The organism is Pantoea sp. EKM101V (genome assembly GCF_011800325.1).
Classification (GTDB): domain Bacteria; phylum Pseudomonadota; class Gammaproteobacteria; order Enterobacterales; family Enterobacteriaceae; genus Pantoea; species Pantoea anthophila.
The window spans coordinates 16514-28832 of the sequence record NZ_JAALFP010000014.1 but is presented as its reverse complement, the minus strand read 5'-3'; the positions used below and the strand labels follow the sequence as shown (position 1 = coordinate 28832).

General features: G+C 58.3%; 11 protein-coding genes. 7 read left to right on the top strand and 4 right to left on the bottom strand.

Annotated features, from left to right (window positions below):
• The first annotated feature begins 112 nt into the window (after positions 1 to 112).
• From gmk to HFD92_RS18600, 7 genes are all read left to right on the top strand, one after another.
• Positions 113 to 736, top strand: coding sequence for a guanylate kinase (gene gmk, locus HFD92_RS18630; RefSeq protein ID WP_009088132.1), 624 nt, complete (start codon positions 113 to 115; stop codon positions 734 to 736).
• Positions 737 to 790: 54 nt separating this feature from the next.
• A complete protein-coding gene (gene rpoZ / locus HFD92_RS18625; protein ID WP_003851346.1) occupies positions 791 to 1066 on the top strand; it encodes a DNA-directed RNA polymerase subunit omega in 276 nt (91 codons plus the stop codon).
• Positions 1067 to 1086: 20 nt separating this feature from the next.
• Positions 1087 to 3192: a bifunctional GTP diphosphokinase/guanosine-3',5'-bis pyrophosphate 3'-pyrophosphohydrolase gene (spoT, locus tag HFD92_RS18620; RefSeq protein WP_009088134.1), complete on the top strand. Its 2106-nt coding sequence runs from the start codon at positions 1087 to 1089 to the stop codon at positions 3190 to 3192.
• A gap of 3 nt (positions 3193 to 3195) precedes the next feature.
• Entirely contained in the window at positions 3196 to 3894 is a 699-nt protein-coding gene (gene trmH / locus HFD92_RS18615; protein ID WP_009088135.1) for a tRNA (guanosine(18)-2'-O)-methyltransferase TrmH, read from the top strand.
• Positions 3891 to 5969, top strand: coding sequence for an ATP-dependent DNA helicase RecG (gene recG / locus HFD92_RS18610; RefSeq protein WP_140029963.1), 2079 nt, complete (start codon positions 3891 to 3893; stop codon positions 5967 to 5969). The genes trmH and recG overlap by 4 nt, the downstream gene beginning before the upstream one ends.
• 105 nt (positions 5970 to 6074) lie before the next feature.
• Positions 6075 to 7448: a uracil-xanthine permease family protein gene (locus HFD92_RS18605; RefSeq protein WP_111207991.1), complete on the top strand. Its 1374-nt coding sequence runs from the start codon at positions 6075 to 6077 to the stop codon at positions 7446 to 7448.
• A 118-nt stretch (positions 7449 to 7566) separates the two neighbouring features.
• A complete protein-coding gene (locus HFD92_RS18600) occupies positions 7567 to 9246 on the top strand; it encodes an AsmA family protein (RefSeq protein ID WP_111207992.1) in 1680 nt (559 codons plus the stop codon).
• A gap of 32 nt (positions 9247 to 9278) precedes the next feature.
• Here the strand turns inward: HFD92_RS18600 and fabY are convergent, their stop codons facing one another.
• From fabY to yihX, 4 genes are read right to left on the bottom strand one after another with little or no spacing between them, the layout of a single operon-like run.
• Entirely contained in the window at positions 9279 to 10226 is a 948-nt protein-coding gene (gene fabY / locus HFD92_RS18595; protein WP_009088141.1) for a fatty acid biosynthesis protein FabY, read from the bottom strand.
• A 56-nt stretch (positions 10227 to 10282) separates the two neighbouring features.
• The gene (dtd, locus tag HFD92_RS18590) at positions 10283 to 10720 is read right to left on the bottom strand and encodes a D-aminoacyl-tRNA deacylase (RefSeq protein ID WP_009088144.1); all 438 of its coding nucleotides are present in this window, start codon (positions 10718 to 10720) and stop codon (positions 10283 to 10285) included.
• Positions 10717 to 11586, bottom strand: a complete 870-nt coding sequence (locus HFD92_RS18585) for a virulence factor BrkB family protein (RefSeq protein ID WP_167429474.1) — start codon at positions 11584 to 11586, stop codon at positions 10717 to 10719. The genes dtd and HFD92_RS18585 overlap by 4 nt, the downstream gene beginning before the upstream one ends.
• A 3-nt stretch (positions 11587 to 11589) precedes the next feature.
• Positions 11590 to 12186 carry a glucose-1-phosphatase gene (gene yihX / locus HFD92_RS18580; RefSeq protein WP_140029965.1) on the bottom strand — a complete coding sequence of 199 codons (597 nt, stop codon included), beginning with the start codon at positions 12184 to 12186 and terminating at the stop codon, positions 11590 to 11592.
• Between the last annotated feature and the right edge of the window lie 133 nt (positions 12187 to 12319).

The following is a 12319-nucleotide window of genomic DNA, read 5'->3' as shown; positions in this document are numbered from 1 at the left end:
GTCAGAATGCGCAAAAACTGGTTATTGCCGCTGCGCAAACGCTGCGTGGCAACCGGAAGCTGTGTATACTGTGCAGGAAATCGACTCCGCTTTTAATCAATTCAAGAAAACCATGGCTCAAGGCACGCTCTATATTGTTTCTGCTCCCAGCGGCGCAGGTAAATCCAGCCTGATTCAGGCACTGTTAAAGACCCAGCCGTTGTATGACACGCAGGTCTCTGTTTCGCACACGACGCGCGGTATGCGTCCGGGTGAAACCCATGGCGAACACTACTTCTTTGTTGAAAAACATGAATTTGAGCGGATGATTGAGGAAGAAGCTTTTCTCGAACACGCCAAAGTTTTCGACAATTACTATGGCACCTCACGTCAGGCAATTGAGCAGGTGCTGGCGACCGGCGTGGATGTTTTTCTCGATATCGACTGGCAGGGCGCGCAGCAGATTCGCGCGAAAATGCCCGGCGCACGCAGCATCTTCGTTTTGCCGCCGTCGAAAGAAGAGCTCGATCGCCGTCTGCGCGGTCGTGGCCAGGACAGCGAAGAGGTCATCACGCGCCGCATGGCGCAGGCCGTTGCGGAAATGAGCCACTACGCCGAATATGACTATTTAATTGTGAATGATGATTTCGATCTGGCGCTGTCCGATCTGAAAACCATCATTCGCGCAGAACGTCTGCGCATGGCACGTCAGAAGGCGCGTCACGATGCTTTAATCAGCAAACTGTTGGCAGTCTGAATACAGTTTCAGTATGATGCGCAGTCATTTCTTCATCTGTGGAGTAGCACACCTATGGCACGCGTAACCGTTCAGGACGCAGTAGAAAAAGTTGGTAATCGTTTTGACCTGGTGTTGGTCGCTGCACGTCGTGCACGTCAGATGCAGGTTGGCGGTAAAGATCCGCTGGTTCCGGAAGAGAACGACAAACCTACCGTTATCGCTCTGCGCGAAATCGAAGAAGGTCTGGTCACCAATCAGATTTTAGATGTGCGTGATCGTCAGGAACAGCAAGAGCAGGAAGCCGCTGAATTACAGGCCGTTACCGCTATCGCTGAAGGTCGTCGTTAACAGCCACCTGCAGGTCGCCCTTGTATCTGTTTGAGAGCCTCAATCAACTGATTGAAAAATACTTGCCAGAGGAGCAGATCAAGCGCCTCCAGCAAGCCTACCTTGTCGCACGTGATGCCCACGAGGGACAGACACGCTCCAGCGGTGAGCCTTATATCACCCATCCGGTTGCCGTGGCCTGTATTCTGGCAGAAATGAAGCTCGACCATGAGACCCTCATGGCCGCGCTGCTGCATGACGTCATCGAAGATACGCCAGCCACTTACCAGGACATGGAACAGCTGTTCGGTAAAAGCGTGGCGGAACTGGTTGAAGGCGTTTCCAAGCTGGACAAGCTGAAATTCCGCGACAAGAAAGAGGCGCAGGCAGAGAACTTCCGCAAGATGATTATGGCGATGGTGCAGGATATCCGCGTCATTCTCATCAAGCTGGCTGACCGTACCCACAATATGCGCACCCTGGGGTCATTACGCCCGGACAAACGTCGCCGCATCGCGCTGGAGACGTTAGAGATTTATAGTCCGCTGGCGCACCGCCTGGGTATTCACCATCTGAAAACGGAGCTGGAAGAGCTCGGTTTTGAGGCCCTCTATCCGAACCGCTATCGGGTGATTAAAGAGGTGGTGAAAGCCGCGCGCGGTAACCGTAAAGAGATGATCCAGAAGATTCTTTCTGAGATCGATGGCCGTTTACAGGAAGCGGGCATCCCCTGCCGCGTCAGCGGTCGTGAAAAGCATCTTTACTCGATCTACCGCAAAATGACGCTGAAAGAGCAGCGTTTTCACTCGATCATGGATATCTACGCCTTTCGCGTCATCGTGAAAGACCTGGATACCTGCTATCGCGTTCTGGGCCAGATGCACAGCCTCTATAAGCCGCGTCCGGGTCGCGTGAAAGATTACATCGCCATCCCCAAAGCTAACGGCTATCAGTCGCTCCATACCTCCATGATTGGCCCGCACGGCGTGCCGGTTGAGGTGCAGATTCGCACCGAGGATATGGATCAGATGGCGGAGATGGGGGTCGCTGCGCACTGGGCCTACAAACAGGCGGGAGAAAGTGGCACCACCGCACAGATTCGCGCCCAGCGCTGGCTGCAAAGCCTGCTGGAGCTGCAACAGAGTGCGGGCAGCTCATTTGAATTTATTGAGAGCGTGAAGTCCGATCTCTTTCCTGACGAGATCTACGTCTTTACGCCTGAAGGCCGCATTGTGGAACTGCCCACCGGCGCGACGCCGGTGGACTTCGCCTATGCGGTTCACACCGATATTGGTCATGCCTGCGTCGGCGCGCGCGTCGATCGCCAGCCTTATCCGCTGTCGCAGCCGCTGACCAGCGGGCAGACGATTGAGATCATTACCGCCCCAGGCGCCCGGCCTAACGCCGCCTGGCTTAACTTCGTCGTCAGCTCAAAAGCCCGTGCCAAAATCCGTCAGCTGCTGAAAAACCTTAAGCGCGAAGACTCGGTCAATCTGGGTCGCCGCCTGCTCAGCCATGCGCTGGGCGGCAGCCGTAAACTGGCTGAAATCCCGGCTGAGAATATCCGCCAGGAGCTGGATCGCATGAAGCTGACCTCGCTCGACGATCTGCTGGCCGAGATCGGTCTGGGCAACGCGATGAGCGTGGTGGTGGCGAAGAACCTGCTGCAGGCTGACAACAAGACGATCAGCAACAGCAAACGCGGTAAGCTGCCGATTAAGGGCGCTGATGGCGTATTGATTACCTTCGCCAAATGCTGCCGCCCTATTCCTGGTGACCCGATTGTGGCCCACGTCAGCCCCGGAAAAGGGCTGGTGGTGCATCACGAATCCTGCCGGAATATTCGCGGCTATCAGAAAGAGCCCGAAAAATTCATGCCGGTCGAGTGGGACAAAGTCACTGAGCAGGAGTTCGTGGCGGAGATTAAGGTCGACATGTTTAACCATCAGGGCGCGCTGGCTAACCTGACGGCGGCGATTAATACCGCCGGCTCGAATATTCAGAGCCTGAATACCGAAGAGCGCGATGGCCGCGTCTACAGCGCCTTTATCCGCCTGACCGCCCGTGACCGCGTCCATCTGGCCAACATTATGCGGAAAATCCGCGTGATGCCGGATGTGATTAAAGTCCACCGTAACCGTAATTAGTGCATGAACGATCAACGTTTTGCCCGGATTCAGGCGATGCTGGCACTGCGCCAGCACGATCTTACGGTCTGTATGGAGCAGGTGCATAAGCCGCACAATGTTTCCGCAGTGATCCGCACGGCCGACGCCGTGGGCATCCACGAAGTGCATGCGGTCTGGCCCAGCCAGCGGATGCGCACGCAGGCTTCTGCCTCTGCCGGCAGCAACAGCTGGGTGAAAGTGGTCACCCATCCCACCATCGGCGATGCCGTAAAGCAGCTTAAACAGCAGAAGATGCAGGTTTTAGCGACCCATCTCTCTGCGGATGCCGTTGATTTCCGCGAGATCGATTACACCCTGCCGACCTGCATCCTGATGGGACAGGAAAAAACCGGGATTACCGAAGAAGCACTGGCGCTGGCCGATCGGCAGATCGTTATTCCGATGGTGGGGATGGTTCAGTCGCTGAATGTCTCGGTCGCCTGCGCGCTGATCCTGTACGAAGCACAGCGACAGCGGCAGAATGCGGGGCTCTATCTGCGCGACTACAGCCTGCTGGACGAAGAGGAACAGCAGCGCCTGCTATTCGAAGGCGGATTCCCGGTGCTGGCACGCGTCGCCAGACAGAAAGGGTTGCCCTATCCGCGCATCAACGCTCAGGGTGAAGTCGACGCCGATCCCAGCTGGTGGGCCACCATGCAATCGACCGGTAAAAGACGATGAAAGGCCGTCTGCTGGATGCCATCCCGCTCAGTACCCTGACCGGCGTCGGTGCCAGCCAGGCAGCAAAGCTGGCCAGAATAGGCCTGCACACCATTCAGGATCTGCTGCTTCATCTCCCGCTGCGCTACGAAGACCGCACTCAGCTCTATGCCATTAACGATCTGCTGCCTGGCATCTGGGCCACCGTAGAAGGCGAAGTACTGCACACAGATATCACCTTTGGTCGCCGCCGGATGATGGTCTGCCAGATCAGCGATGGCAGCGGCGTGCTGACCATGCGCTTCTTCAATTTCAATGCCGGTATGAAGAACAACCTGTCGCCGGGTCGTCACGTTACCGCCTATGGTGAAATCAAGCGCGGCCAGCGTGGTGCTGAGATTATCCATCCTGAATATCGCATCCAGGGCGAACAGAGCAGTGTGACGCTGGAAGAGACCTTAACGCCGGTTTATCCCACCACCGAAGGTATCCGCCAGGCCACGCTGCGTAATCTGACCGATCAGGCGCTGACGCTGCTGGAGAGCTGCCCGATTGCCGAACTGCTGCCGCAGGAGCTGAGCGGCGGTCTGATCAGCCTGCCCGATGCCTTACGCACGCTGCATCGCCCACCGCCCGACCTCCGGCTCAGCGAACTGGAGAGTGGCCGCCATCCGGCCCAGCGCCGTCTGATTCTGGAAGAGCTGCTGGCGCACAACCTGAGTATGCTGGCGGTGCGCGCCGGTGCGCAGCGCTATTACGCGTTGCCCATGCCGCCGCGCCATAACCTGAGCGACCAGCTGCTGGCCGCGCTGCCCTTCTCGCCCACCCAAGCGCAGAAACGCGTGGTGGCGGAGATAGAAAACGATCTGGCGAATGACTTTCCGATGATGCGGCTGGTGCAGGGTGATGTTGGCTCAGGCAAGACGCTGGTGGCTGCACTCGCTGCGCTGAACGTGATCGCCCACGGTAAACAGGTGGCGCTGATGGCGCCGACCGAACTGCTGGCTGAACAGCACGCCAGTAACTTCCGTCAGTGGTTTGCACCGCTGGGAATTGAAGTCGGCTGGCTGGCCGGGAAACAGAAAGGCAAAGCGCGTCAGGCGCAGCAGGAAGCGATCGCCAGCGGTCAGGTGGCGATGGTCGTCGGCACCCATGCTCTGTTTCAGGAACAGGTGCAGTTTAAGGGACTGGCGCTGGTCATCATTGATGAACAGCATCGGTTCGGCGTCCACCAGCGCCTCGCGCTGTGGGAAAAAGGTGAGGAGCAGGGTTTCCATCCGCATCAGCTGATCATGACCGCCACCCCCATTCCGCGCACCCTGGCGATGACCGCCTATGCCGATCTGGATACCTCGACCATCGACGAGCTGCCGCCGGGACGCACACCGGTGACCACCGTGGCCATTCCCGACTCCCGACGGGATGAGATCGTCGCACGGGTGGAACACGCCTGCCGCGAAGGGCGTCAGGCCTACTGGGTCTGCACCCTGATTGAAGAGTCAGAATTACTGGAGGCGCAGGCGGCAGAGGCGAGCTGGGAAGCCCTTAAAACGGCCCTGCCTGCGTTGAATATAGGCCTGGTGCATGGCCGGATGAAACCCGCCGAGAAACAGGCGGTGATGCAGGCGTTTAAAGCGAACGAGCTGCAACTGCTGGTGGCGACCACCGTGATTGAAGTCGGGGTAGACGTGCCTAACGCCAGCCTGATGATTATTGAGAATCCGGAACGGTTAGGCCTGGCACAGCTGCATCAGCTGCGGGGCCGGGTCGGTCGCGGTGCGGTGGCTTCACACTGTGTGCTGCTCTACAAAGCGCCGCTCAGCAAGACGGCGCAGAAGCGTTTGCAGGTGCTGCGAGACAGCAACGATGGCTTCGTCATTGCCCAGTTCGATCTGGAGATACGCGGGCCAGGTGAACTGCTGGGCACCCGCCAGACCGGTAACGCCGAGTTTAAAGTGGCCGACCTGCTGCGCGATCAGGCGATGGTGCCCGAAGTTCAGCGTGTGGCGCGTCACATCCACCAGCACTATCCCGAACAGGCCAGCGCCCTGATTGAACGCTGGCTGCCGGAAAATACCCGTTATACCAACGTCTGAGTCACGCCCCTGCCCGTACCCACTTTTCACCTCAGACGGGCAAACGATTGCTTTTGGCCTGCGGATGATTACAATCGCCACACACTTTTTCGGGAAGAGCAGAAGATGTCCACCAATCCGCAGCCAGACCAGCCCCCCGCCCTGCAAAGCGAACTGATTTACCGCCTCGACGATCGTCCTCCCCTTCCGCAGACGCTGTTTGCTGCCGCTCAGCATCTGCTGGCCATGTTTGTTGCCGTCATCACGCCCGCGATACTGATCTGTCAGGCTCTGGGCCTGCCCGCAGAAGACACCCGGCACATTATCAGCATGTCGCTGTTTGCCTCGGGCGTGGCATCACTGCTGCAGATCAAAACCTGGGGGCCGGTCGGTTCGGGCCTGCTGTCGATTCAGGGAACCAGCTTCAACTTCGTCACCCCCTTAATCATGGGGGGGATGGCGCTGAAAAACGGCGGTGCGGATGTTCCCACCATGATGGCGGCCCTGTTTGGTACGCTGATGGTGGCCTCCTGTACTGAAATGGTGCTGTCCCGCGTCCTGCACCTGGCACGCCGGATCATTACCCCGCTGGTGTCCGGTATCGTGGTCATGATTATCGGCCTGTCGCTGATTCAGGTGGGACTCACCTCTATCGGCGGGGGATTCGGTGCGATTAACGATCACACCTTTGGCGCGCCGAAAAACCTGATGCTGGCCGGCGCGGTGCTGCTGGTGATCGTGCTGCTTAACCGGCAGAAAAACCCTTACCTGCGTGTCGCCTCCCTGGTGATTGCGATGGCGGTCGGCTATCTGCTGGCCTGGGCCATGGGCATGCTGCCTGCCTCAGGTCTCCCGACCGATCAGCCGCTGATCAGGGTGCCCAGCCCGCTCTATTACGGACTGGGCTTCGACTGGAACCTGCTCATCCCCCTGATGCTGGTGTTTATGGTGACCTCACTGGAGACCATCGGCGACATCACGGCCACCTCGGATGTATCAGAGCAGCCGGTGAGCGGCCCTCTCTATATGAAACGCCTGAAGGGCGGCGTGCTGGCGAATGGCCTGAACTCCTTTGTCTCTGCGCTGTTTAACACCTTCCCTAACTCCTGCTTCGGTCAGAATAACGGGGTGATTCAGTTAACCGGCGTGGCCAGCCGCTACGTGGGCTTTGTGGTGGCGCTGATGCTGATTGTGCTGGGGCTGTTCCCGGCGGTCAGTGGTCTGGTGCAGCTGATCCCTGAGCCGGTGCTTGGCGGTGCCACCATTGTGATGTTCGGCACCATTGCTGCGTCGGGCGTTCGCATCGTGTCACGCGAGCCGCTCAACCGCCGCGCCATCATGATTATCGCGCTGTCGCTGGCCGTGGGCCTGGGTGTTTCCCAGCAGCCACTGATCCTGCAGTTTGCCCCTGACTGGCTGAAAACCCTGCTCTCTTCGGGCATTGCCGCGGGCGGTATTACCGCTATCCTGCTCAACCTGATTTTCCCGCCAGAGAAGTAAGGCCACGGGCAGGCTTCGGCCTGCCTGCTATTTCTTCGTATTTACATCCAGGCTGTTGAGCTGTAACGGTAATTCAGGCATAACAACCTCTCACCGGATTGAACGCGGGAAGGATGCGATGAAATTTCTTGGAAAGTTTTTCCTCACCATACTGTTACTGCTGCTTTTCACCCTGGTGGTGATCTATGTGCTGCTGCAGACACAGTGGGGTGCAGGCTGGTTTAGCCGGTGGGTAAGCGACAAAACCGAATGGCATCTCTCCCTGAGTAAAATTGAACACAATTTCTCCTCGCCCTCTCACATCATTCTGGATGATTTCAGCTTTGGTCACGATGGGCAGCCGGCGGTGCTGGTAGCAAAGCGGGTCGATCTCGGTCTGGCCCTGATTCAGTTCAGCGATCCGCTGCATTTCAGCAGCCTTGAGCTGCGCGACGGGGAAGTGAATCTGGCTAATCTGACGCCAGACAGCGCGCTTCCGATTCAGGCTGACCGCCTGCAACTCAATAACATGCGTCTCGACAGCCCCGGCAGCGCGTTACCGCTGTTTGCTCAGCAGGTGAATGGCGGCATTCTGCCGTGGAAACCGACCGCCCGCGATATGCTGGGCAGCGATGCCCGCTTCCAGATGAGCGCCGGCAGCATGACGCTGAACAATGTGGCGGGCGAGAACGTACTGATTCAGGGAAGTGTTTCCCAGGGCCGGATGCGCTTTGACAACATCGGTGCCGATCTGGCGCGCGGCTCCATGACCGGTAACGGTGAACGGGATGCCCAGGGCAACTGGAAAATCAACCAGCTGCGACTGAACGATATCCGTCTGCAGACCGCCAGCAGTCTGAAAGACTTCCTGCACAGCCTGCAGGTGGTTCCCTCCATCGCGATTACGCGACTCGATCTGACCGATGCCCGTCTGCAGGGACCGGACTGGGCGGTAACCGACCTCGACCTGACGCTGAGAAACGTTAACTGGCAGGGAGACGACTGGCAGAGTAATGATGGTTCACTGGCGCTGAATGCCAGCAATTTTATCAACGGGGGTTTCGAGCTTAACGACCCTATCGTTAACCTGGATTTTTCTCCGCAGGGCATCGCACTGACGCAGTTCAGTTCACGCTGGGCGAACGGTGTGATTCGGGCTGACGGTGACTGGTCGCGCAGCGATAAACGCCTGACCCTGAAAAATCTGGCCGTTGCCGGACTGGAATATACCCTGCCGCAGGACTGGCGCGATCGCTGGCAGGCAACCCTGCCCGCGTGGCTGGAGAGTGTAGAGGTGACGCGTTTCATGTCGAACCGGAACCTGATTATCGATATCAATCCGGCCTTTCCTTTCCAGCTGACATCACTGGATGGCACGGGTGAGAATCTGCGACTGGCGCAGCAGCATCAGTGGGGGATCTGGTCGGGTAAGCTGAGCCTGAACGCGGCGGAGTCCACCTTTAACCGTACCGATCTGCGTCACCCATCCATTGCGCTGAGTGCTGACGCAGAGCAGATTCAGGTAACGGAGCTGAGCGCGTTCAGTAACAAGGGACTGCTCGAAGGAACGGCCAGCGTGGGCCAGCAATCCGCCCGTCCGCTGACGCTGCAGCTGACCGGCCGTGCGGTGCCGGTGAACGTATTGCAGAACTGGGGATGGCCCGCGCTGCCGCTAACGGGAGACAGCAATATGCAGCTGCAACTCAGCGGTGCGTTACGCGCTGATCAGCCACTGCGTCCGACGGTAAATGGCACACTGTCGGTGACAACCGACAGTCAGCAGCTGCAGCAGACCATGCAGGCCGGTGAGGTGCGATAATCGCATCAGGGCCGCGGGTGCGGCCCTGATGATTAATTGATACGTGCGCCGGAACCGCCCTCTTCCAGCGGTCCGTCGGGATCGGCGGGCAGCACGATATAAACGCCTTCAAACACTGCGCCACACTCATCATCGCCGAAAAGCTCCACTTCAAGCTGCACGCGCGCTTTACGGCCACGCGCCAGACGATCGAGATCGCCGCTCAATGAGCCCAGATCGGCAATCGCTCCGGGCCGCCCGCTGATGGGATGGCTATAGCGAATGTGGGCATCTGCCAGAATAATCGTTCCACCGAGATGACGCTCGCGCAGCAGCAACCAGATCAATCCCCAGCCGGTCAGTGTTGCCAGCGAAAAGAGGCTGCCGGCGAACAGGGTATGGTGCGGATTCTGGTTGCCCGCCTCGGGCATGGTGGTAATAAATTTCTGCCCGGTAAACTGCAGAATGCGGACCCCCATCTTCTCGCTGAGCGGGATGTGATCGTACCAGGCCTGTTGCAGCTGCCCGCACCAGTCGGCGCGGTGCAGAATGTCATCCAGCGTAATAACCGGCTTAATCATCAGAAAGTGACGAACCGGCGTGGTCTGCGGCGCGGTTATCTCGCCCTGATTGACGTAGCCGAGTTTCGCGAAGAAAGCGACAGCATCTTCCCGGGCACTGCAGGTCACCCGCTTTGCGCCTTCCTGACGCGCCACTGACTCCAGCGTCATTGCCACCAGCGTTCCCAGCCCTTTGCCCTGCACGGAGGGATGAACGGCCATGAAGCGGATCGCGGCCTCGTTGTCGGCATTAATGTAGAGACGACCGATGGCGACCGGATTTCCCTGCTCGTCCACCACCATCTGATGATGCGCTAAGGCATCCCAGGCGTCACGTTCAGACCCCTGCGGCTGACGCAGCGGTTTACGTAACATTTCCCAGCGGAACTGATAGTAGATATCCAGCTCTTCCGCTGTCTGAGGCACACGAAGGTGATACATAAAATGTTTCTCCCGCTCGGAGGTGTGGCCTGTTCCCTGCCGCTCAGCTGACGCTCTCACACCTGTAACCAGAACGTCACCGGACCATCGTTCACCAGTGAAACCTGCATATCTGCCGCGAAACGGCCATTCGCCGTGGTAATGCCCTGCTGCCGACAGCAGTCGCTGAAGTACTCATACAGACGCTCAGCCTCAGCCGGCTCGGCGCCACCAGAAAAGGAGGGGCGCATCCCTTTTTGCGTGTCAGCGGCCAGCGTAAACTGTGACACCACCAGCACGCTTCCCCCCGTCTGGCGGAGACTCAGGTTCATTTTGCCCTGCTCATCACTAAAGATGCGATAGCCCAGTACGCGTTCTGCGAGACGTTCCGCACGCGCATTGTCATCGCCCTTCTCCACCCCCAGCAGGACCAGTAGTCCGGCACCAATTTCACCGGTCACATCCTGATCGACGCTGACGCTGGCGCGCGTTACGCGCTGAATCAATGCAATCATCTTTCCTCGCGTTGCTCATCTTTGTGCTGCTGTTTCAACTGCCGGTAGTCGGCTAACGTCACGGTTATTTCAGCGCCCAGCAACACAATACACCAGGTCCAGTAGACCCAGAGAAACAGAATCGGGATCACGGCCAGAACACCGTAGATCAACTGATAAGAGGGGAACATCGTAACATAGAGCGCAAAGGCCTTTTTGCCCAGCTCAAACAGCGCCCCGGCGACCAGTGCACCAATCAGCGCATCACGCGGCGGCACGCGCTGGGTGGGCACAATACTGTAGAGCAGCCAGAAGGCGAGCCACGAGAGCAGAAGCGGAAAAATACGCAGCATCTGATCAACCAGGCTGGTGACCCCGGTGGCATTAATCCAGCGCAGCGACAGCAGATAGGAGCTGATCGCCAGGCTGGCACCGGCCAGCAGCGGGCCGAGGGTCAGGATCATCCAGTAGACCGCAAAAGAGTAAACCATCGGCCGCTTCTTGTGGCTGCGCCAGATGGTGTTCAGCGCGCTATCGACCGAATGCATCAGCAGCAGGGCCGTCACAATCAGGCCGACGGCCCCGACAGCCGTCATCCGGTTGACGTTAGCCACAAACTGCTCAAGATAACGTTGCAGCGTATTGCCTGCGGCGGGCATCAGGTTGTTGAAGACAAACTGCTTCAGCTGCACGCTGATGTCGGAGAAGACCGGAAACGCCGCAAACAGTGCAAACACTACCGCAATCAGCGGCACCAGCGCCAGCAGTGAGACATAGGCCAGGTTGCCCGCCTGGGTTGTCATGCCATCTTCGTCAATACGTTTCCACAGCAGCCTGAGCCACAGCCAGAAGGCATGCAGCCCGGGATGAAATGTTCGTGACTTCATGCGTTACTGTCGACCTGCAAACCAGTCGGGAACCGTGCGGCTGTCCGTCACCAGCACGCTTTCGATACCCAGCGCCCGGGCCGCCTCGATATTTTCTGCATTATCATCAAAAAAGACCGCCTGCTCGGCCGTTACCCCTTCCGCATCCAGCACATGCTGATAAATGCGGGCTTCCGGCTTCCGCATGCCCAGCTCCTGTGACAGGTAGAGCTTGTCGGCCGCCTGCTGCACGTCGGGGTACTGCGTCGGCCAGAAGGCGCAGTGCAGCTTATTGGTATTGGAGAGGATCACGACCCGATGCCCCTCCAGCCGCAGCCGGTTCATCAGCGCCAGCGTTTCCGGACGCACGTCAACGAACACCGCCTGCCAGCCCGCGGCAAACTGTTCATAGCTGAGAGCGATCTCCAGCTTTTCGCAGAGGGCCAGCGCAAAATCTTCATCGCTGATCTCACCGCGTTCATGCTGTTCGAACGCCTCATCCATCCGGAAATGGCTTTGCAGTGAGGCCAGCGGCACACGGCTAAGGTCACTCCAGACGCCCAGCACGCGGTTAAAGTCGATATCAATAATCACATTGCCTAAATCAAAGATATACAGCATGGTGCGCCTCCTTCGGTTCCCTGGAGTATTCACTCTAGCGGCAAAAACGCAGGCTGAACAGCCAGCACCGGAGAGAAAAGCGTAAACGGCAGCGGGTGGGCAAAAAGCGTGTCACAGCAGACAATAATTGGCT